A 22,050-nucleotide genomic window follows, 5' to 3' on the forward strand; every position below is an offset into this window, starting at 1 on the left:
GCCCGAAGCGCACCGGCTTCGGGTTGGTGTTTACTGAATGCCAAAGCGATTACAAGGAGGCTTGAATTTTTTTCGCTGCGTCTTCGCTGACCCACTGTTTCCAGATTTCCGGGTGCTGCTTGAAGAACTCCAGCGCCAGCTTCTCGGAGCTGATGCGTTCTTTGCTCATGCGCGCCAGATTCTGGTTAACCAGAGCGAGCGGCAGATTCACTTTTGACAACATTTGCACCAGTTCAGGCGCTTGCTGATTAAACACGCTGGAAAGGCCGACCTTGATGTGGATGTTCTTGTCCACGCCCGGTTCGTCCAGTTTCACCAGATCAAGCTGGCCCATGATCGGGGTCGGTGACCAGTAGTAGAACAGGATAGGTTCGCCGCGACGGTAAGCGGAGAGAATAGCGGTATCCAGCGCCGGGCCGGTGCCAGGGCGGAAGTTGGTGAACTTGTCGTCCAGCTTGAATTTTTTGAGGATCGCGGAGTTATCCAACTCGCAGGTCCAGCCGGCCGGGCAGTTATAGAAACGGCCTTTGTCCGGTTCTTCCTGATCGCGGAATATCTGCGCATATTTGGCCAGGTCAGGGACGCTTTTCAGATCGGGTGCCAGTGGTTTCAGGTTACGCTTGGCATCGCCTTCAATCACGTAGCGTGGCACGTACCAGCCTTCAACTGCCCCAACAATCGGCGCGCCGACGCTGACCGCCTTGCCGGATTTTTCGGCCTTGTTCCAGACTTCGCTACGCCCAATCCACTCTTCGGCGAAGACCTGAATATCATTGTTGCCAACCGCCTGCTCCATGGTGATGGAGTTACCCGGCAGCGCGTCGGTTTTGCAGTCGTAGCCCTTTTGCAGCACGTATTGCATGACGTCGGTCAGCAACATGCCGCTTTCCCAGTTCAACCCGGCGAATTTGACCGGCTTGCCGGATTCGCACCAGCCCGCTGCGCGTGCGGACAGGCTGCCTGTCATCAATCCGAGCGCAATGAGCGGTATCCATAATTTGTGTCGTGTTTGCATAATGATACTCCAGTGTAATGACTAAGAGCCCGGGAACGGCGGGCTCATGAGGTTAATACTGGGGGGACGATGTGACGGGTGAACCCCCGTCTTTTTTACGTACCCATACCCAGTAAGCCAGGGTAAGGAAGGCCACCCACACCAGCCCGACGTACAGGGCGATACGGCTGTCTTCGAAGTAACCGAGCAGGCCAATAACGAACAGCATAAATATCGTTGCCAGCGCCGGTGCGACCGGCCACCACGGCACCGGGAAACTCAGCTTGCTGACCTCTTGCGGTGTCAGGGTGCGGCGCATGGCAATCTGCGACAGCAGGATCATCAGCCATACCCAGACGGTGGCGAAGGTGGCGATGGAGGCGATGATCATAAATACCTGTTTCGGGATCAGGTAATTGAGCACCACGCCCAGCAGCAGGGCGACCGACATCACCAACACCGTCATCCAGGGCACGCCACTGGAGGTCAGTTTGGAGAAGCTTTTCGGTGCCTGACCATCCTGCGCCATGCCGTACATCATGCGGCCTGCACCGAAGATGTCGCTGTTAATGGCGGAGATGGCGGCGGTGATCACCACCACGTTCAGTACGTTGGCGGCAGAGCTGATGCCCAGATTGCTGAAGATCTCAACAAAGGGGCTGCCATTCTGGCCGATGCTGTTCCACGGATAGATAGCCATCAGTACCAGCAACGTCAGTACATAAAACAGCAAAATACGGATGGGGACGGCATTGATCGCCTTCGGCAGCACCTTCGCGGGGTCTTTTGCCTCGCTGGCGGTAATGCCGATAATCTCAATACCACCAAAGGCAAACATCACCACCGCCAGTGAAGCGATCACCCCGCCGATGCCGTTAGGCATAAAGCCGCCGTGCGCCCACAGATTGCTGATACCGGTGGCGTGCTGAGTCTGACCGAAGCCAAACAGCATCACTGCCGCGCCGCCGACGATCATCGCCACAATGGCAGCGACCTTGATCAGCGACAGCCAGAACTCCATTTCACCGAACACTTTCACGCTGCACAGATTGAGCGCGCCGATAAACATGATAATGCTGAGTACCCACACCCATTGGGCGACGTCCGGGAACCACAGCCCCATATAAATGCCGAAGGCGGTCACGTCCGCCAGGGCGACGATCACCATTTCGAAGGTATAGGTCCAGCCGGTGAGGAAACCGGCCAACGGGCCAAGGTAGTGGCTGGCGTAGTGGCCGAACGAACCGGAAACCGGCTGATGCACCGCCATTTCACCCAGCGCGCGCATGACCATAAAGACCGCCGCGCCGCCGACCAGATAGGCCAGCAGCACCGCAGGACCGGCCAGTTGGATCGCCCCGGCGGAGCCATAGAACAGACCGGTGCCGATGGCGGAGCCGAGTGCCATAAAGCGGATATGTCGCGCGTTTAATCCGCGTCTGAGTTGTGGTGTTTCGTTATGCATGTTGCTTCCCGTCGAGTTTTTACGGCAGAACAGGCACGCGCTATCCGCACCGGGCGGATAGCGCCCGGTGGGACAGAACAAACTGCGTGGTAGGTTTTATTTATGCCTGGCTAGGCAGCAGTGCTGCAGGCATTAGCGTGGTCAGGTGACCGGCCGCCAACAGCAGGCTGGCGGCTTCAATGTCGGGGGCGAAGAAACGATCCTTGTCGTAGTAACTGACTTGCTCGCGCAGTGTGCGGCGGGCCTGCTCCAGGCTTTCGGTGGTTTTCAGCCCTTTACGCAGATCCAGCCCCTGACAGGCCGCCAGCCACTCGACGGCCAGAATGCCACGAACGTTATCCGCCATTTCCCACAGGCGACGACCGGCGGCCGGTGCCATGGAAACGTGGTCTTCCTGGTTGGCGGAGGTTGGAATGCTGTCGACACTGGCCGGGTGTGCCAGCGCCTTGTTTTCACTGGTCAGTGCTGCAGCGGTCACCTGGGCAATCATAAAGCCGGAGTTCACGCCGCCGTTGTCCACCAGGAAAGGCGGCAGCTGCGACATGTGTTTATCCATCATCAGCGAGATGCGGCGTTCGGACAGCGAGCCGATTTCGGCAAACGCCAGCGCCAGATTGTCGGCGGCCATGGCGACCGGTTCGGCGTGGAAGTTGCCACCGGACAGCACGTCGCCCTGGTCTGCAAAGACCAGTGGGTTGTCGGACACCGCGTTGGCTTCAATTTCCAGCACTTCGGCGGCCTGGCGAATTTGCGTCAGGCAGGCACCCATCACCTGTGGCTGGCAGCGCAGTGAATAAGGATCCTGCACTTTTTCACAGTTGCGGTGTGAATCGGACACTTCGCTGCGCTCGCCCAGCAGATGGCGGTAAGCGGCGGCGGCGTCGATCTGACCACGTTGACCGCGTACGGCATGAATGCGCGCATCAAACGGGCTGCGTGAGCCCAGAGCGGCTTCCACCGTCAGACTGCCGGTGACCGTTGCCGCAGCGTACAGGTCTTCCACGTCAAACAGGCCGCGCAGAGCAAAGGCGGCGGAAACCTGGGTGCCGTTCAGCAGTGCCAGACCTTCTTTGGCTGCCAGCGTCAGCGGCTTCAGGCCCGCTTTGGCCAGCGCTTCGGTGGCAGGCAGCCATTCACCCTGATAACGGGCCTTGCCTTCACCCAACAACACCAGGCTCATGTGTGCCAGCGGTGCCAGGTCGCCGGAGGCGCCTACAGAACCTTTCAGCGGGATATGCGGATAGACTTCGGCGTTGACCAGCGCCATCAGCGCCTGGATCACTTCCAGACGGATGCCGGAGAAGCCGCGCGACAGGCTATTGATTTTCAGCACCATAATCAGGCGCACCAGATTATCGTCGGTGGGGGCACCGACGCCGGCGGCATGCGACAGCACGATAGAACGCTGCAGGTCTTCCAGATCTTCGCGGGCGATGCGGGTGGATGCCAGCAGGCCGAAACCGGTATTAATGCCGTAAGTGGTACGGTTTTCCTCAACGATACGCTCAACGCAGGCAACGCTTTTCTGGATATCTGCGTAGGCGTTGTCGTCCAGAGTCAGGGTGACCGGGTGTTGATAAATTTCACGCAGTTGCGCCAGCGTCAGTTGGCCAGGACGGATAGTCAGCGTTTTCATGCTTTGTCTCCTTGAGTCGCAGCCACCATCGGCAGGTTCAACCCTTGCTCGCGGGCGCATTCAATGGCGATGTCATAACCGGCATCGGCGTGACGCATGACGCCGGTAGCCGGGTCATTATGCAATACGCGGGCGATGCGTTCTGCGGCTTCATCGGTGCCGTCACAAACGATAACCATACCGGAGTGCTGGGAGAAGCCCATGCCGACGCCACCGCCGTGGTGCAGGGAAACCCAGGTCGCGCCGCTGGCGGTATTGAGCAGGGCGTTGAGCAACGGCCAGTCGGACACGGCGTCTGAGCCGTCTTTCATTGATTCGGTTTCACGGTTCGGGCTGGCGACCGAGCCGGAGTCCAGATGGTCACGGCCGATGACGATCGGCGCGGACAGCTCGCCGCTGCGGACCATTTCGTTGAACGCCAGACCCAGCTTGGCGCGCTGGCCCAGGCCGACCCAGCAGATACGTGCCGGCAGACCCTGGAAGCTGATGCGCTCACGGGCCATGTCCAGCCAGCGATGCAGGTGCTCGTCATCCGGGATCAGCTCTTTAACCATGGCATCGGTTTTGTAGATGTCTTGCGGATCGCCAGACAGTGCGGCCCAACGGAACGGACCCACACCGCGGCAGAACAGCGGGCGGATGTAAGCCGGTACGAAGCCTGGGAAATCAAAGGCATTGCTGACGCCCATTTCTTTCGCCATCTGACGAATATTGTTGCCGTAGTCGAAGGTCGGCACGCCCATTTTCTGGAACGCCAACATGGCTTCGACGTGTTCGGCCATTGACTGCTTGGCGGCGGTAACCACCTGAGCGGGTTCGGTCAGCGCACGCTGACGGTATTCTTCCCAGCTCCAGCCTTTAGGCAGGTAGCCGTTCAGCGGATCGTGGGCGCTGGTCTGGTCGGTGACCATGTCCGGACGCACGCCGCGACGCACCAGCTCTGGCAGAATGTCTGCCGCGTTGCCGCACAGAGCGATGGAGATGGCTTTGCCTTCGGCGGTGTATTTCTTGATGCGGGCCAGTGCATCGTCCAAATCTTTGGCCTGTTCATCGACATAACGGGTTTTCAGACGGAAATCGATACGGCTCTGCTGGCATTCAATGTTCAGCGAGCAGGCACCTGCCAGCGTGGCAGCCAGTGGCTGTGCGCCACCCATGCCGCCCAGACCGGCGGTCAGTACCCAGCGGCCTTGCAGGCTACCGTCGTAATGCTGACGACCCGCCTCCACGAAGGTTTCGTAGGTGCCCTGGACAATGCCCTGGCTACCGATGTAGATCCAGCTGCCGGCGGTCATCTGGCCGTACATGGCCAGGCCCTTGGCGTCCAGTTCGTTAAAGTGTTCCCAGGTTGCCCAGTGCGGCACCAGGTTGGAGTTGGCGATCAGTACGCGTGGCGCGTTGCTGTGGGTTTTGAATACCCCCACCGGCTTGCCGGACTGTACCAGCAGGGTTTCGTCGTCTTCCAGGGTTTTCAGGGTGGCGACGATTTTGTCGTAGCAGTCCCAGTCACGCGCGGCGCGGCCGATGCCACCGTACACCACCAGCTCATGCGGGTTCTCCGCCACTTCAGGATCGAGGTTGTTCATCAGCATGCGCAACGGCGCTTCGGTCAGCCAGCTTTTTGCATTTAATTTTGTGCCGCGTGGCGCGCGTACTTCGACATTGCGAACTTTGTTATTTGCAGTCACAGCATTTTCCTCAAACAGTATTGGTGCAGAATCCCATAACGCGGTGGGGGGAATCACCACGCCATAACAATGCGTAGGGTTTATTAACATATACTTGTATGTACAAGCATATGCAACACCGACCAGTGAATGACGAAAATGACATAAGAGAAAGTTATTTTTCTTATTAATCAATGCAGTATTTTTGCTCTTGGCATTATACCCATTAGCTTGACGCGGGAGAACAGTGAGCTATTCAACAAAAATGAATTAAAAATGGGTCATTTTTGAGCGTTCAGTCACAATAATTTTACATGCTTATTACAAGTCGAGCGTTGTGATAAAAAAGTCCTATCGCTGGAAGCAAAATGCCCACCAGAAGGCGGGCATTTTCTTTATGCAGCTGGCTGTAGCACCGTTCGGCGGGTCATTTTGAATACCGTGGCGATAGCAGCGATCAACGCCGGCACGCACAGGAACATCAAAATACTCTGTACTTCCCACTGCATGGCCAGCAGCTGCGCCCCCATCATGGTCCCCGCCACGCCACCAAAGCGGCCGATGCCCTGCATCCAGGCAATGCCGGTTGCGCGACTGTGGGTTGGGTAGAAAGTCGCTGCCAGCGTTTGCAGGCCGGACTGCGCGCCGTTCATGGTAATCCCCATCAGGAAGATAAAGGTGCCCAACAACACGATATGGCTGTCCTCGGTGGCCATCGCCACGATCAGCAGTGCGGTAATTACAAAGCCGCTCGACACCACCTTATGGGCATTCCAACGGTCCATCAACCAGCCGGCCACCAGAATGCCAAGGGTGCCACCGAAGGTGAACAGCGAGGTCAGGATTGCCGACTGCTCCAACTGATAGCCCAACCCCTGCATCAGGATCGGCATCCAGCTCAGCAACACGTAATAAATTACCAGCCCCATAAAGTAGGTCAGCCACAGCATCAGCGTACCGGTCAGATAAGGCCGGGTGAACAACAGACCGACGCTGGTTTTCGACTGTGCCAACTTTTCTTCATACAGATAGAAGCGCGTTACCTTGTCGAGATCCTGACTGACAAAACGCTGGGCGATGCGCTTGATTTTGATCGCATCTTTACCGCGGTTAACCATGTACTTCACCGATTCCGGCAGGAACAGGATCAACAGCACCGTCAGCACCAAAGGTGCGATCGCCCCCAGCAGCAGCACGCTGTGCCAGCCATAGGCCGGGATAAGCCAAGACGAAATGGCTCCGCCGCCCGCGGCGCCCAGAGGGAAACCGCAGTACATGGTGTTAATCGCCAATGAACGGCAACGCTGCGGCGCATATTCGGAGATCAAAGTGATGGCGTTTGGCATCGCTGCACCCAGCCCCAGGCCGGTGAGAAAGCGCCACAGCGTCAGGCTATTGAGCGAGCCGGCATAGGCGGTGGCCAGGCTCGAAAGACCGAAGAACAGGCAGGAAAACACCAACACCCGTTTGCGACCGATACGATCGGAGATTGGCCCGGCAGCCAGCGCACCGAGTGACAGTCCCAACAGGGCGGCGCTCAGCACCGGACCGAGATCCTGTTTTACAATGCCCCAGTCTTTGGCGACCGAAGGGGCGATATACCCCATGGCTGCAGTGTCAAAGCCATCAATGGCCAGGATCAGGAATCCCAATATGATCAAGGTCCAGTGAAACAGCGAGAATTTGCTGTCGTCGATGGCCTGCTGAATATTCAACTCGGTGGAATGAGCCATAGCACCCTCTAAACGCAGATGTGATTGTGATGAATGAACCGCCGGAACTGGCGTCCGACTTGTGCTTGCCTGTATATACATCTGCATGTGAGCGGTTTATGTCAAATATATTTATCTTATACGTTAATTAAATGTTGTTTTTGCGAAGCAGATTACATCGTCAGTGCAAGGGGATGGTTCAGTAAACCAATTAAATGAAGTCGATAGCCGGTGAGATAAGCTGGGAGCAGCACGGCGGATAAAATTTAATACAATTTCGCCTGTTTGGTCGCCGGGCCGGAATCTGCGATAATCCCTTTTTACCTTTCCAGATTGAGAAATCGATGCAGTACCCGATTAATGAAATGTTCCAAACCTTGCAGGGCGAAGGCTTTTTTACCGGTGTTCCGGCCATTTTTATCCGCCTGCAGGGCTGCCCGGTAGGATGCAGCTGGTGCGATACCAAACATACCTGGGAAAAGGAAGCCAATCGGGAAGTTGATATGCAACGGATCCTGGTGAAAACCGAAGAGAGTGATGCCTGGGGCAGCGCCAGCGCCGAGCAGTTGCTGGCGGTGATTCGCCAACAAGGCTATACCGCTCGCCACGTGGTGATCACCGGTGGTGAGCCCTGCATCTACGATCTGACCCCACTGACCGAATTGCTGGAAGACAATGGCTATGGTTGCCAGATTGAAACCAGCGGCACTCACGAAATCCAGTGCTCGACAAAAACCTGGGTGACGGTTTCACCCAAGGTGAATATGCGCGGTGGCATGAAAGTGTTGGACCAGGCTTTGCAACGTGCCGATGAAGTGAAACATCCGGTCGGACGCGAACGTGATATTGAAGCGCTGGATGCGCTGCTGGCGACGCTGCATGATGATAAAGCACGGATTATTGCGTTGCAGCCGATCAGTCAGAAGGAAGAGGCGACCCGCCTGTGCATTGAAACCTGCATTGCGCGCAACTGGCGCCTGTCGATGCAGACCCATAAGTATCTGAATATCGCTTAAAATTCAGGGCGCCATAGGGCGTAATGCTTGTCAGTTAAGGTGATATTGTTCCCTCTCCTTTGGGAGAGGGTTAGGGTGAGGGGATACATACCAACGCAAAAGCCCCTCACCCCGGCCCTCTCCCTCTGGAGAGGGGGACGCCCACTTAAACAACGTCGTACATTCTTATTCAGCACTTTGCCGCCATAGGGCGCCCTTTCTTTAACCTTTATACACGCATCCGGCGGTACAGGTTTCTTTCACCATTACCGCAGTCAGTTCCGGCAACTGGGGTTTGAGCTGCTGCCAAATCCAGGCGGCAAGGACTTCGCTGGTGGGATTTTCCAATCCTGGAATATCATTGAGATAATTGTGATCCAGGCGCTCCCAGATTGGGGAGAACACGGCTTTAAGCTCGGCGAAATCCATCACCCAACCGGTGTGTGCATCCACTTCACCGGTCACTTCCAGACGCACCATAAACGAATGCCCGTGCAGACGGCCGCATTTATGGCCCTCCGCAACGTTCGGCAAGCGGTGTGCGGCTTCAAACTGAAAATCTTTAAACAGCGTGGTTGCCATTATTACGGCCTCATTGACTCAAAAACCGCCGAAGTTTACCGGAAATAGAGCTTTCTTGCCATTTATACCGCTTTGGTCTACCGGCAGCGCGAGCAAAGTTGGCTTAACACTTTTTTTGTTTGGTGTGAACGCGACCTATCGATTGAGGTAATGAGTGCTAAATGCGATTCATTCAACAATCGTCAAAAAAATGGTTTTATTTTCATGTGGATAAAAAAATCCGCTTAGCGCTTTAAGCACTATCCGTTACCAGAAAAACAGCTTAGTCATTTTAGTTATTATTTATTGCTATCCCTTATTTAATCGTTGCCAATCGGCTGGGTAACCTTACAAACTCTCCTGATCTTTTCAGGACCGCAGACCGAACGAAAAAATAGCGGCTGACACTGGCGAGCACCTGGCTGGATAGGTGCCATGTATAGGAAATAACTACTGCAATGACGACTCAGGCACCTCCAACATCTTTGCTCCCGCTGACGCCCGAACAGCTGGCGCGCCTGCAGGCGGCGATTGGTGAATATTCACCAACGCAGCTGGCGTGGCTGTCAGGCTACTTCTGGGGAATGGTCAATCAACAGCCTGGCAGCGTTGCCATTGCGCCGGTGGCTTCCGCTGCCGCCAGCATCACGTTGATTTCTGCTTCGCAGACTGGCAATGCACGCCGCCTGGCAGAACAGCTGCGCGACGATCTGCTGGCTGCCAAACTGAGCGTCACCCTGGTGAACGCCGGTGACTACAAGTTCAAGCAGATTGCCCAGGAACGTTTGCTGGTGATCGTCGCCTCCACGCAGGGGGAAGGCGAGCCGGCGGAAGAGGCGGTGGCGCTGCATAAATTCCTGTTCTCGAAGAAGGCACCCAAGCTTAATGAGACCGCGTTTGCGGTATTCGGCCTGGGGGACACCTCCTACGAAAACTTCTGTCAGTCGGGCAAAGACTTCGATGGCAAGCTGGCGGAACTAGGGGCAGAGCGCCTGGTTGAGCGAGTTGACGCCGACGTGGAGTATCAGGAACTGGCCACGGCCTGGCGTAAACAGGTAGTGGAAGTTCTGAAAGCACGCGCGCCGGCTGAAAATGCCGCACCGGGCCAGCTTGCCAGCGGCGCAGTTGATCTGCTCGATAGCAGCCCGTACAGCAAAGAACAGCCGCTGACCGCGCAACTGGTGGTGAAGCAAAAAATTACCGGCCGTGCGTCAGATAAAGACGTACGCCATATCGAGATTGATCTGGGCGATTCTGGTCTGCGCTACCGACCGGGTGACGCGCTGGGTGTCTGGTTCGATAACGATCCTGCGCTGGTGGACGAACTGGTACAACTATTGTGGCTGAAAGGCGACGAGCCGGTGGAGGTCGAAGGTAAAACTCTGCCGCTGGCGCAAGCGTTGCGCAGCCATTTCGAATTGACGCAGAACACCACGCTGATCGTCGACAAATACGCGGCGCTGTCGCGTGACGAGAAGCTGATTGGCCTGCTGGCAGATAAGGCTGCGCTGCAGCATTACGCGCACAACACGCCGATTGTCGACATGGTGCGCCAGGCTCCGGCCGATCTCAACGCCGAACAGTTGATTGGTCTGCTGCGTCCGTTGACACCGCGCTTGTATTCCATTGCCTCCTCGCAGGCAGAGAACGAAAACGAAGTGCACGTGACCGTTGGCGTGGTGCGCTACGACATCGACGGCCGTGTTCGTGCTGGCGGTGCTTCCAGCTTCCTGGCCGATCGCCTGGAAGAAGATGGCGATGTGCGCGTCTTCATCGAGCACAACGACAACTTCCGCCTGCCGGCCAACCCGGAAACGCCGGTGATCATGATTGGCCCAGGCACGGGCATTGCGCCGTTCCGCGCCTTTATGCAACAGCGTGACGCCGATGGTGCGGGCGGCAAGAATTGGCTGTTCTTCGGCAATCCGCACTTTACCGAAGATTTCCTGTATCAGGTCGAATGGCAGCGCTATGTTAAGGATGGCCTGCTGACCCGCATCGATCTGGCTTGGTCACGCGACCAACAACATAAAGTCTACGTGCAAGACAAACTGCGCGAACAGGGCGCAGAGGTGTGGCGTTGGATCCAGGAAGGCGCGCATATTTACGTCTGTGGCGATGCCAACCGCATGGCGAAAGACGTGGAAAACACATTACTGGAACTGGTGGCCGAGCACGGTGGTATGGATACCGAGCTGGCGGATGAATTTTTAAGTGAGCTGCGCCTTGAGCGCCGTTATCAGCGAGATGTTTACTGATGAGTGATAAACACCCGGGGCCTCTGGTGGTTGAAGGCAAATTGGCCGATGCCGAGCGTTTGAAGAAAGAAAGCAACTTCCTGCGCGGCACCATCGCTGAAGATTTGAAGGACGGTCTGACCGGTGGTTTTACCGGTGATAACTTCCTGCTGATCCGTTTTCACGGCATGTACCAGCAGGACGACCGTGATATCCGTGCCGAACGTGCCGAACAGAAGCTGGAGCCGCGCCACGCGATGATGCTGCGCTGCCGTCTGCCGGGGGGGATTATTTCTCCTCAGCAGTGGCTGGGCATTGATAAGTTCGCCCAGGAAAGCACCCTGTACGGCAGCATTCGTATTACCAACCGCCAGACCTTCCAGTTCCATGGCATTTTGAAGGGCAACGTTAAGCCGGTTCATCAGTTGTTGAACCGTCTGGGGCTGGACGCATTGGCTACCGCCAACGACGTTAACCGTAACGTGCTTTGTACTTCTAATCCGGTGGAGTCAGAACTGCATCAGGAAGCCTACGAGTGGGCGAAGAAGATTTCCGAACATCTGTTGCCGCGCACCCGCGCCTATGCAGAAGTGTGGCTGGATCAGGAAAAAGTGGCGACCACCGACGAAGAGCCGATCCTCGGTGCGACCTATCTGCCGCGCAAGTTTAAAACCACGGTGGTGATCCCGCCGCAGAACGACGTTGACCTGCACGCCAACGACATGAACTTTGTGGCGATCGCCAAAAATGGCAAGCTGGTGGGCTTCAACCTATTGGTGGGCGGTGGCCTGTCAATTGAACATGGCAACAAGAAAACTTATGCGCGCCAGGCCAGCGAGTTCGGCTATATCCCGCTGGAACACACGCTGGCAGTCGCCGAAGCGGTAGTGACCACCCAGCGCGACTGGGGTAATCGTACCGATCGTAAAAATGCCAAAACCAAATACACGCTGGAGCGCGTCGGGGTGGATACTTTCCGCGCCGAAGTAGAAAAACGTGCGGGTATCACATTTGAGCCGATCCGCCCGTACGAATTCACCAGTCGTGGCGATCGCATTGGTTGGGTGAAAGGTATTGATAACCAATGGCACCTGACGCTGTTTATTGAGAACGGTCGGTTGTTGGATTACCCGGGGCGACCGCTGAAAACCGGCGTTGCCGAGATCGCGCGAGTCCACAAAGGGGATTTCCGCCTGACTGCCAACCAGAACCTGATCGTCGCCGGTGTGCCGGAAAGCGAAAAGGCGAAGATCGAGGCGCTGGCGCGGGATCATGGTCTGATCGACGATGGGGTCAGCGTACAGCGCCAAAACTCGATGGCTTGCGTATCCTTCCCGACCTGCCCGTTGGCAATGGCGGAGGCCGAGCGTTTCCTGCCGGAGTTCGTCACCAAGGTGGAAGGGATCCTGCATCGGCACGGCGTGGGTGACGAGCATATCGTATTGCGCATCACCGGCTGCCCGAATGGCTGTGGCCGCGCGCTGTTGGCGGAGATTGGCCTGGTGGGGAAAGCGGTAGGTCGCTATAACCTGCATTTGGGCGGTAACCGGGAAGGTACGCGTATACCACGTATGTACCGTGAAAATATTAACGAAGAAGAAATTCTGCGAGAGATTGACCAACTGGTAGGCCGTTGGGCCACTGAGCGCACGGCAGGCGAGGGCTTTGGTGATTTCACCATTCGCGCCGGTGTGGTCAAACCGGTGGTTGATCCGGCGCAGGATTTCTGGGACTGACGCCATTTGGCCCCGCTGGCACAGGGGGCTGGATCTGCGCGGTATGATTCAAGCATCAGGAGGCAGGCAACATGGCTGAATTCAATCTGGCGGAGCTCAATGCGCTGCCCAAATCAGGGCAGGCGTTGGCACTGGCGGTGGTTAATGGTCAGTTGGAAACCCTTTCTGCCGAGCAACGTGTCGAATGGGCGCTGGAACATTTGCCGGGCGAGTTTGTACTCTCTTCAAGCTTCGGCATTCAGGCCGCGGTATGCCTGCATTTGGTCACCCGGATCAAGCCGGATATCCCGGTGATCCTCACCGATACCGGCTATCTGTTCCCGGAAACCTATCAGTTTATCGATCAGTTGGCTGACAAGCTGAAGTTGAACCTGCAAGTGTTTCGCGCCGAGCAGTCGCCTGCCTGGCAGGAGGCACGCTATGGAAAACTGTGGGAGCAGGGTGTAGAAGGCATTGAGAAATACAACCAAATCAACAAGGTTGAGCCGATGAACCGCGCGCTGGAAACCCTCGGCGGGCAGACCTGGTTCGCCGGCCTGCGTCGCGAACAATCAGGCAGTCGTGCTCATTTGCCGGTGTTGGCGGTACAGCGCGGGGTGTTCAAGATCCTGCCGATTATCGACTGGGACAACCGCAAGATTTATCAGTACCTGACCGAGCACGGCCTGAGTTACCACCCGCTGTGGGAACAAGGCTATCTGTCGGTCGGGGATACCCACACCACGCAGAAATGGGAACCGGGCATGAGCGAGGAAGAAACCCGCTTCTTCGGCCTGAAGCGCGAGTGCGGCCTGCACGAAGGCTAATAGCCGATTAAACTGACCAGGGGCTCAGCATTGGCTGGGCCCTTGGTGTTTCTGTGGGGGGCTACTTTTTCTTTGCTGCTTTCGGCGGATGCGCCTGCGCCAGCTCTTTAATCAGCGGTAACAGGATTTGCACGCTCTCGCGGCTGCGCTTGTCGATCCGCCCTGGCAGATTACGCTCCAGGTATTGCAGATTATCGTACTGCGGGCGGTGCCAGCTCATGCCCTGCGGAAAGTGCGGGCTGACGGCGCGCTGCTGATAGCCGTCTTTATTGCCCAGCGACCAGTTGGTGGCTTCGACGGACAGCACCGGAATACCGGCTTTATCAAACACTTCCTGATCGGAACAGCAGCCGGTGCCTTTCGGATGCGCCTTGCTGCCCGGGTTAGTGGCAGCGGCGATGCCATAGCGGTGGGCGATATCCAGTGCGCGGTCGCGGCTCTGCTTCACCAACTTCGGCGGTGTGTTGCGACCGGCGTTGAAATAGAGACGATCGCCGGTGATCAGGCTGTCGAGGTTAATCACCAGCACAGTATTGCGTTTTTCTTCCGGGCTCATACGCTGCAGATAGTTCTGTGCGCCCAGCGAGCCTATCTCTTCGGCGCTGGTGGCGACAAAGCGCAGGCCGTAAGCCGTGGGGAGGTTCTTCAGACGCTCTGCCAATTCCAGCATGACGCCGATGCCAGAGGCATTGTCATCGACCCCCTGCAACGTCAGGCCGCCGAGGTTGTTATCCAGATCGGCGTCGCTTTGTGGCGTATAGGTATCAAAATGCGCCACGATCAGAATTTGTTGCGGATTGCTGCCATTTTTAGCGGCGATCACCGAGCTGGCGGTAACATTATTCCAGTTCTTTTTGCCGTCTTTGCTGGTGTAGAGGTAACGAGTTTTAAAACTGCGGATATCGCTCTGATAACCCATCTTGCTGAACTGCTGGTTTAGATAGTCTGCGGTGAGCAATTCGGCCGGGCTGCCTGCCATACGGCCGGGGAAATAGGTCGCGATATGACGGATTTGGTCAGCGGCGAATTTACCCATCGGGAGATCTTTCGCGGGCGGTGTGGCGGCAGAAACGCTGAAAACACCGCCGAGCACTGCCACCAACAGGCCGGCCTTCAGATAAAAGCGGGAAAACATACCGAAAAATCCTTCTTTTTAATGTCGGTAATACCGATTCTTTTGCGGCTCTCAGTATGAGACTCGGCGGCAGATTAAACAATTTCCACCGCTCTTAAATTTACGCGGCACGGGCAAAATTTCGGTGCTGTGCGCAACTAATGATATCGAACCTTGTGCCGAGCAAAATACTTTGCGAAATGCTGGGCATATTACAGGAATCGGTATTTAACCCTGTCCATGGTGTGGTTTATTATTCAGCGATAAGGTTCACACGGATCGAAGGAGAAACCCTGATGCTGGACAAGTGCGATAACAGGTTCGGCCTGATAGAGAAGAAAGCCGAGTATGTGGAACATACTCTCAATCAGGTCAAAACCGATTTGGCGACGCTGACCATGCGTTCAGCCGAGTTTGTCACCAAAGGCGACTTGCATAAGGAAGTGGGATTGCTGCACCGGGAGATCGGGTTGGTTCATAAAGAGATGACTAATCAAACCAAATGGATGGTTAGTCAGACTAAATGGATGATTAGTACCATATTGGCTGTCGCTGGGCTGTGTATGGCCGCCGCGAAATTTTGGTTTTAACTTCCGCCACTATCCGCCTGCCTGGGCTGGATCATTGCCGCGGACTTACCGGCTATCTAACCGCCGCAAACCCTGATGCTGCGGCCTATATTCCATAAAAGAACTAGTCATTCCTTTTCGTCATTTCAGAGGCTAAATCTCAGCCCGTATAGTCACACTATCTTCCCGCATAGATGAAAAGGCTGTTGTGGACTATCTACCTATATTTGCCGACCTGAAACAACGTCCGGTGTTGGTCGTTGGCGGCGGTGAAGTGGCTGCGCGCAAAGTTGACCTCCTCCTGCGCGCCGGGGCTGAAATACGGATAGTTGCGCAGTCACTCTCACCGTTACTCGAACAACTTCGTCAGCAGGGGAAAATCCACTGGCTGGGGCAGGCTTTTGCCGCTGAGCAACTCGATGAGGTTTTTCTGGTGATTGCCGCCACCGATGACAGTGCGCTGAATGCCAAGGTGTTTAGCGAGGCGGATAAACGCCGGGTGCTGGCCAACGTAGTGGACGATCAGCCGCGCTGTTCGTTCATCTTCCCGTCGATTATCGACCGTTCACCCCTGGTGGTAGCCGTCTCTTCCAGCGGTCAGGCACCGGTGCTGGCACGCATGCTGCGTGAAAAACTTGAGGCCTTGTTGCCCGCCAGTCTGGGACAGATGGCTGAGGTCGCCGGGCGCTGGCGCGGTCAGGTGAAGCAACGGCTGCATGCCATTGGCGAACGCCGCCGCTTTTGGGAGAAAACCTTTGGTGGTCGCTTCGCAACGCTGGTGGCCAATGGCCAAACCGCCGAGGCGCAGCGGCAACTGGAGCAGGACTTAGAGCAGTTTGCACAGGGCAGCGAAGGCACCCAGGGCGAAATTGCCCTGGTGGGGGCCGGGCCGGGCGACGTAGGGTTACTGACCCTGCGCGGGCTGCAGGTAATGCAGCAGGCCGACGTGGTGCTGTACGACCATCTGGTCAGCGATGAAATCCTTGATTTGGTTCGTCGCGATGCCGAACGCATCTGCGTGGGTAAACGCGCCGGTGCACACTCGGTGATCCAGGAAGAAACCAACCGCCTGCTGGTGGAACTGGCGCAGCAGGGCAAGCGTGTGGTGCGGCTGAAGGGGGGCGATCCCTTTATCTTTGGCCGTGGTGGTGAAGAATTGCAGGTGGCCGCCGCGGCGGGCATCCCGTTCCAGGTGGTGCCGGGGGTTACGGCCGCCGCCGGGGCAACCGCCTATGCCGGTATCCCGCTGACGCATCGCGATCACGCACAGAGCGTCACCTTTATTACCGGCCACTGTCGTCCCGACGGCGATGGGCTGGACTGGGCCGATTTGGCGCGTGCGCGCCAGACTCTGGCTATCTACATGGGCACCATGAAGGCGGCAGATATCAGCCAGCGCCTGATAGCTCATGGGCGTGCGGCCACAACGCCGGTGGCGGTAATCAGCCGTGGCACGCGTGCAGACCAACTGGTGCAAACCGGTACGCTGCAACAACTCGAACAATTGGCTCAACAGGCACCGTTACCGGCGCTGCTGGTGATCGGCGAAGTGGTGGAATTACATCACCAAATCGCCTGGTTTGGGCATCAACCGCAGGCGGAAGGGGTATCACGCCCAGCCGTCGTGAATTTGGCTTAAGGATCTGTTATGGACGAAAAACGACTCACTCATTTGCGGCAATTGGAGGCGGAGAGTATCCATATCATCCGTGAAGTCGCCGCTGAATTCGGCAACCCGGTGATGCTTTATTCCATCGGTAAAGACTCTTCCGTGATGCTGCACCTGGCGCGTAAGGCCTTCTTCCCTGGTACGCTGCCGTTCCCTCTGCTGCACGTGGATACCGGCTGGAAATTCAGCGAGATGTACCAATTCCGTGACCGTACCGCCAAGGAATACGGTTTTGAGCTGCTGGTACACAAGAACCCGGAAGGCGTGGCGATGGGCATCAACCCGTTCGTTCACGGCAGTGCCAAGCACACCGATATCATGAAAACCGAAGGTCTGAAGCAGGCGCTGAACAAATACGGTTTTGATGCCGCCTTTGGTGGCGCTCGCCGTGACGAAGAAAAATCACGCGCCAAAGAGCGTATCTATTCTTTCCGCGACCGCTTTCACCGTTGGGATCCGAAGAACCAGCGTCCGGAGCTGTGGCACAACTACAACGGCCAGATCAACAAGGGCGAGAGCATCCGCGTGTTCCCGCTGTCGAACTGGACCGAACTGGATATCTGGCAATACATTTTCCTGGAAAAGATCGACATCATTCCTTTGTACCTGGCGAAACCACGTCCGGTGGTAGAGCGCGACGGCATGCTGTTGATGGTGGACGACGATCGTATCGATCTGCAGCCGGGTGAAGTAATCAGCCAGCGCATGGTGCGCTTCCGCACCCTGGGTTGCTGGCCGCTGACCGGCGCGGTGGAGTCCGAAGCGCAAACGCTGCCGGAAATCATCGAAGAGATGTTGGTGTCCACCACCAGTGAGCGCCAGGGACGGATGATCGATCGCGATCAATCCGGCTCGATGGAGCTGAAAAAGCGTCAAGGGTATTTCTAAGGAGCCGCCGGATGAACAACGCAATCGCACAACAAATCGCTGAACAGGGCGGGGTCGAGTCCTACCTGCACGCGCAGCAACATAAAAGTCTGTTACGGTTCCTGACCTGCGGCAGCGTCGACGACGGTAAAAGCACCCTGATCGGCCGCCTGCTGCACGATACCCGCCAGATCTACGAAGATCAGCTGTCCACGCTGCACAGTGACAGCAAGCGCATTGGCACCCAGGGCGAAAAACTCGATCTGGCATTGCTGGTCGACGGCCTGCAGGCCGAGCGTGAGCAGGGCATCACCATTGACGTGGCCTATCGCTATTTCTCGACTGAAAAGCGCAAATTTATTATCGCCGATACACCGGGACATGAGCAGTACACCCGCAATATGGCGACCGGTGCCTCCACCTGCGATCTGGCCATTTTGCTGATCGACGCGCGTAAAGGGGTGCTGGATCAAACTCGCAGACACAGCTTTATCGCCACGTTGCTCGGCATTCGCCATTTGGTGGTGGCGGTCAACAAGATGGATCTGGTGGATTACAAAGAGTCGGTATTCGAGCAGTTCAAGCAGGACTATCTGACCTTTGCTCAGCAGTTGCCAAGCGATCTGGACATCAAGTTTGTCCCGCTGTCGGCACTCGATGGCGATAACGTGGCCAGCGAAAGCACCCAGATGCCTTGGTACAACGGCCCAACGCTGCTGCAGGTATTGGAAAGCGTGGATGTTGTCAGCGAGCGCGAAACGCAACCGCTGCGCTTCCCGGTGCAATATGTTAACCGTCCAAATCTGGATTTCCGTGGCTATGCCGGCACCTTGTCGGCCGGTGTGGTACGCGTGGGCCAGCGTGTGAAGGTGTTGCCTTCCGGCGTGGAATCCACCGTTGCACGTATTGTCACCTTTGATGGTGACTTGCAGGAAGCGGTACCGGGTGAGGCCATCACGCTGGTGCTGAAGGATGAGGTGGACATCAGCCGCGGCGATTTGCTGGTCGATGCCGGGGAAACCCTGCAGGCGGCGCAAAGCGCACTGGTTGACGTGGTGTGGATGGCCGAGAAGCCGCTGTTACCGGGGCAGAGCTACGACATCAAGGTCGCTGGCAAAAAGACTCGCGCACGAGTGGAAGGCATTCGCCATCAGGTAGAAATCAACTCGCTGGCCCAGCATCAGGCCGACACCTTGCCGCTGAACGGCATTGGCCTGGTGGAACTGACCTTCGACGAACCGTTGGTGCTGGACAGCTATCAGCGTAATCATGACACCGGCGGATTGATCTTTATTGATCGCCTGAGTAACGTCACGGTTGGCGCCGGGCTGATCCGCGAAACCTTGCAGGATGCTCAGGCAGCCACTGGCGACTTCAGCGTATTCGAGCTGGAACTCAATGCCCTGGTGCGTAAACACTTCCCGCATTGGGGCGCACGCGACCTGATTGGGGGCAAGTAACGTGACCGACGTAGAGCAACGACCAACCGGGCCGGATGATGACAACGTGGTCTGGCACCCGCATGCGGTAGCGCGTGCGGATCGCGAAGCCCGTAACGGCCATAAAGGCGTGGTGTTGTGGTTTACCGGGCTGTCCGGCTCGGGTAAATCCACCGTTGCCGGTGCGCTGGAGCAGGCACTGCACGCCCTTGGCGTCAGCACCTATTTGCTGGATGGCGATAACGTGCGTCATGGTCTGTGTCGCGATCTGGGATTCTCCGACGACGATCGGCGCGAGAATATTCGCCGCGTGGGTGAAGTGTCCAAACTGATGGTGGATGCCGGGCTGGTGGTGTTGACCGCGTTTATTTCACCGCACCGTGCAGAACGGCAGATGGTGCGCGAACTGCTTGATGAAGATCTCTTTATTGAGGTGTTCGTCGACACGCCGCTGGCGATTTGTGAGCAGCGCGATCCGAAGGGATTGTACAAAAAAGTCCGGGCCGGAGAGCTGCGTAATTTCACCGGAATCGACTCGGTTTACGAGGCTCCGCAACGGCCGGATATTCACCTTGATGGCCAACAATTGGTAACAAATTTGATTGCGCAATTGTTAGACGTGTTGCGTGGTCGGGCTATTATCAAACCCTGAATTCAGAAAAGCGTGTGGCGTTTTTGCGCCATACGCTTTTTACGCTAAGCCCGCCGGAGAGCGTGCCGAATAACCAGGGAACACTATGCAAAATGTCTCGCCTATCTTGATTGACTCAAACCAGGAGAAAGAGGAGCCCTCTTATTCTTTCCTGGGCGGCGTCTGCGGCTTTGTTTTCTACTGGCTGGCGTTCGCGGTGCCCTTTGTGGTCTACGGTTCCAACACACTCTTCTTCCTGCTCTACACCTGGCCGTTCTTCCTGGCTCTGATGCCGGTATCGGTACTGATTGGCATCACGCTCAGCATGCTGTTGCGCGGCCGTCTGATCCTGACGCTGCTGCTGACCGGCGCTATCGTGCTGTGTCTGTTCTGGCTGGTATTCAGTTTTCTGACCGGCTGGTGAGAGAACGGACGCAGTTGCCTGCGCCCGAAGCATTGCAAAGCCGTGCCGAAGGTTACAAAACTTTGCTTAGAAAAGCCTGAGTTCGCGGGTTGGCAGGGTTGCTGAAAATCTGCTGCGGTGTGCCTTCTTCCTGAATGATCCCCTGATCGATAAACAACACCCGATCGGCCACTTCGCGGGCAAAGCCCATCTCGTGGGTTACCACCACCATGGTCATGCCTTCGTGTGCCAATGACTTCATCACCGCCAGCACTTCGCCGACCAATTCGGGATCCAGTGCTGAAGTGGGTTCGTCGAACAACATGATTTTCGGCTCCATTGCCAGCGCCCGGGCAATCGCTACCCGCTGTTGTTGGCCGCCGGACAGGCTGCTGGGATAGGCATCAATCTTGTCCAACAGACCCACTTTGCGCAACAGCGCTTCTGCACGCAGGGTAGCGTCGGCGCGCGACAGCTTTTTCACCCCCATCGGCGCCATAATGATGTTCTCCAGCACCGTCATATGCGGGAACAGGTTAAAGCGCTGAAATACCATCCCCACGCTCTCACGCATTTTATTAAGGTCGGTTTTCTGGCTGTGAATGGCAAAACCGTTCACCAGGATCTCACCGCCGGAAAGCGTCTCCAGCGCGTTGATACAGCGCAGGAAGGTGCTTTTACCTGAGCCGGATGGGCCAATGATGCAGACCACTTCGTTGGCCGCGATCTCGCAGGAGATGCCACGCAGTACGTGGCTTTCGCCGAATTGTTTTTGCAGGTTATGTACGCGAATCACTTTTCCCGAACCTCTTTTCCATGTGTTGCACCATCAGCGAAAGCAGGAAGGTGAGGACCCAATAGACCAGCGAAATGGTCAGGTAGGGCTCCCAATAGGTGGCATAGGCGCCGGAAACCGTCCGGGCGGCATAGGCCAGATCGGCCAGGCCGATGGCGGAGGCCAGTGAGGAATCCTTGACGATGGCAATGGCGTTATTGCCCAGCGGTGGCAGCATGCGACGGAAGGCCTGCGGCAGGATCACCTTGCGCATGGTTTTGCCGTAGCTCATGCCCAGCGAGCGCGAAGCTTCCATCTGGCCGCGATCGATTGACTGAATACCGGCGCGGAAAATTTCCGAGACGTAGGCACCGGCGTTAAGCGTAATGGCAACGACACAGGACAGAAACGCGCCGTAGTCGGAGCGCAGTGCACGGGCGAAATCACTGCTCATCAGGCCGTGGGTGACCAACAGGCCGTCACGCGGGTTGATAAACAGCGGCACCAGCGCGAAGTGCACCACCATGATCTGCACGAACAGCGGCGTGCCGCGGAAGGCGCTGATATAAATGCGCACCGGCCACTGTACGCCGTAATGCAGTATCGGTTTCCAGATGCCGTGCGGCGCTTGCGCCAGACGGCCTAACCCCAGGAGCAGCCCCCAGGTGGTGCCCAGTATCACGCAGATAATGGTGCATTTGATGGTCATCCAGGCGCCCTCCATAAACAACGGGGCATATTCCTGGATAATCTCCCAACGGAAATTCAATGGGT

At 56.7% G+C, this 22,050-nt stretch carries 19 protein-coding genes; 10 read left to right on the forward strand and 9 right to left on the reverse strand.

The genetic code is table 11. From position 1 onward, the window contains the following. Window positions 1-49: 49 nt before the first annotated feature. From E5C26_RS03915 to E5C26_RS03935, 5 genes are all read right to left on the reverse strand, one after another. A complete protein-coding gene (locus E5C26_RS03915) occupies window positions 50-1,015 on the reverse strand; it encodes an ABC transporter substrate-binding protein (RefSeq protein WP_135315153.1) in 966 nt (321 codons plus the stop codon). A gap of 52 nt (window positions 1,016-1,067) precedes the next feature. Further along, window positions 1,068-2,459, reverse strand: a complete 1,392-nt coding sequence (locus tag E5C26_RS03920) for an amino acid permease (protein ID WP_135315154.1) — start codon at window positions 2,457-2,459, stop codon at window positions 1,068-1,070. A gap of 100 nt (window positions 2,460-2,559) precedes the next feature. Next, on the reverse strand, window positions 2,560-4,095 hold the full coding sequence (hutH, locus tag E5C26_RS03925; protein WP_135315155.1) for a histidine ammonia-lyase: 1,536 nt from the start codon (window positions 4,093-4,095) through the stop codon (window positions 2,560-2,562). Further along, window positions 4,092-5,783 (reverse strand): urocanate hydratase, encoded by a 1,692-nt coding sequence (gene hutU / locus E5C26_RS03930; protein WP_135315156.1) that lies wholly within the window; start codon window positions 5,781-5,783, stop codon window positions 4,092-4,094. The genes hutH and hutU overlap by 4 nt, the downstream gene beginning before the upstream one ends. A gap of 374 nt (window positions 5,784-6,157) precedes the next feature. Further along, window positions 6,158-7,495: an MFS transporter gene (locus tag E5C26_RS03935; protein WP_135315157.1), complete on the reverse strand. Its 1,338-nt coding sequence runs from the start codon at window positions 7,493-7,495 to the stop codon at window positions 6,158-6,160. Between the two features lie 323 nt (window positions 7,496-7,818). On the opposite strand from E5C26_RS03935, the gene queE reads away from it, so the two are divergent. Then, a complete protein-coding gene (gene queE, locus E5C26_RS03940) occupies window positions 7,819-8,490 on the forward strand; it encodes a 7-carboxy-7-deazaguanine synthase QueE (protein WP_135315158.1) in 672 nt (223 codons plus the stop codon). 201 nt (window positions 8,491-8,691) lie between these two features. Here the strand turns inward: queE and queD are convergent, their stop codons facing one another. Continuing rightward, entirely contained in the window at window positions 8,692-9,051 is a 360-nt protein-coding gene (gene queD, locus E5C26_RS03945) for a 6-carboxytetrahydropterin synthase QueD (protein ID WP_012005257.1), read from the reverse strand. Window positions 9,052-9,488: 437 nt separating this feature from the next. Between queD and cysJ the strand changes: the two genes are divergently transcribed. The 3 genes from cysJ (at window position 9,489) to E5C26_RS03960 (ending at window position 13,809) form a co-directional block, all read left to right on the forward strand. Beyond that, a complete protein-coding gene (gene cysJ / locus E5C26_RS03950) occupies window positions 9,489-11,288 on the forward strand; it encodes an NADPH-dependent assimilatory sulfite reductase flavoprotein subunit (RefSeq protein WP_135315159.1) in 1,800 nt (599 codons plus the stop codon). Continuing rightward, entirely contained in the window at window positions 11,288-13,003 is a 1,716-nt protein-coding gene (gene cysI, locus E5C26_RS03955; RefSeq protein ID WP_135315160.1) for an assimilatory sulfite reductase (NADPH) hemoprotein subunit, read from the forward strand. Before cysJ ends, cysI begins: the two co-directional genes overlap by 1 nt. A gap of 71 nt (window positions 13,004-13,074) precedes the next feature. Beyond that, on the forward strand, window positions 13,075-13,809 hold the full coding sequence (locus E5C26_RS03960; RefSeq protein ID WP_017891640.1) for a phosphoadenylyl-sulfate reductase: 735 nt from the start codon (window positions 13,075-13,077) through the stop codon (window positions 13,807-13,809). Window positions 13,810-13,870: 61 nt separating this feature from the next. Here E5C26_RS03960 and E5C26_RS03965 read toward each other — a convergent pair whose 3' ends face one another. Then, window positions 13,871-14,944, reverse strand: a complete 1,074-nt coding sequence (locus tag E5C26_RS03965; RefSeq protein WP_135315161.1) for an aminopeptidase — start codon at window positions 14,942-14,944, stop codon at window positions 13,871-13,873. 275 nt (window positions 14,945-15,219) lie between these two features. Here E5C26_RS03965 and E5C26_RS03970 point away from each other — a divergent pair, with 275 nt between their 5' ends. The 6 genes from E5C26_RS03970 (at window position 15,220) to E5C26_RS03995 (ending at window position 20,522) form a co-directional block, all read left to right on the forward strand. Beyond that, window positions 15,220-15,513, forward strand: coding sequence for a hypothetical protein (locus E5C26_RS03970; RefSeq protein WP_135315162.1), 294 nt, complete (start codon window positions 15,220-15,222; stop codon window positions 15,511-15,513). A 187-nt stretch (window positions 15,514-15,700) separates the two neighbouring features. Next, window positions 15,701-17,131, forward strand: coding sequence for a siroheme synthase CysG (gene cysG, locus E5C26_RS03975; RefSeq protein ID WP_135315163.1), 1,431 nt, complete (start codon window positions 15,701-15,703; stop codon window positions 17,129-17,131). 9 nt (window positions 17,132-17,140) lie between these two features. Then, window positions 17,141-18,049 carry a sulfate adenylyltransferase subunit CysD gene (gene cysD / locus E5C26_RS03980; protein WP_012005266.1) on the forward strand — a complete coding sequence of 303 codons (909 nt, stop codon included), beginning with the start codon at window positions 17,141-17,143 and terminating at the stop codon, window positions 18,047-18,049. Between the two features lie 11 nt (window positions 18,050-18,060). Then, a complete protein-coding gene (gene cysN, locus E5C26_RS03985) occupies window positions 18,061-19,488 on the forward strand; it encodes a sulfate adenylyltransferase subunit CysN (RefSeq protein ID WP_135315164.1) in 1,428 nt (475 codons plus the stop codon). Between the two features lies 1 nt (window position 19,489). Beyond that, window positions 19,490-20,119: an adenylyl-sulfate kinase gene (cysC, locus tag E5C26_RS03990; protein ID WP_135315165.1), complete on the forward strand. Its 630-nt coding sequence runs from the start codon at window positions 19,490-19,492 to the stop codon at window positions 20,117-20,119. 85 nt (window positions 20,120-20,204) lie between these two features. Next, entirely contained in the window at window positions 20,205-20,522 is a 318-nt protein-coding gene (locus E5C26_RS03995) for a DUF3561 family protein (RefSeq protein WP_012005269.1), read from the forward strand. Between the two features lie 52 nt (window positions 20,523-20,574). Here the strand turns inward: E5C26_RS03995 and E5C26_RS04000 are convergent, their stop codons facing one another. After that, window positions 20,575-21,297 carry an amino acid ABC transporter ATP-binding protein gene (locus tag E5C26_RS04000; RefSeq protein ID WP_135315166.1) on the reverse strand — a complete coding sequence of 241 codons (723 nt, stop codon included), beginning with the start codon at window positions 21,295-21,297 and terminating at the stop codon, window positions 20,575-20,577. Beyond that, window positions 21,281-22,000, reverse strand: coding sequence for an amino acid ABC transporter permease (locus E5C26_RS04005; RefSeq protein WP_135315215.1), 720 nt, complete (start codon window positions 21,998-22,000; stop codon window positions 21,281-21,283). Before E5C26_RS04005 ends, E5C26_RS04000 begins: the two co-directional genes overlap by 17 nt. Window positions 22,001-22,050 lie beyond the last annotated feature (50 nt).

This window comes from Serratia proteamaculans (assembly GCF_004684015.1).
GTDB lineage: Bacteria > Pseudomonadota > Gammaproteobacteria > Enterobacterales > Enterobacteriaceae > Serratia > Serratia proteamaculans_F.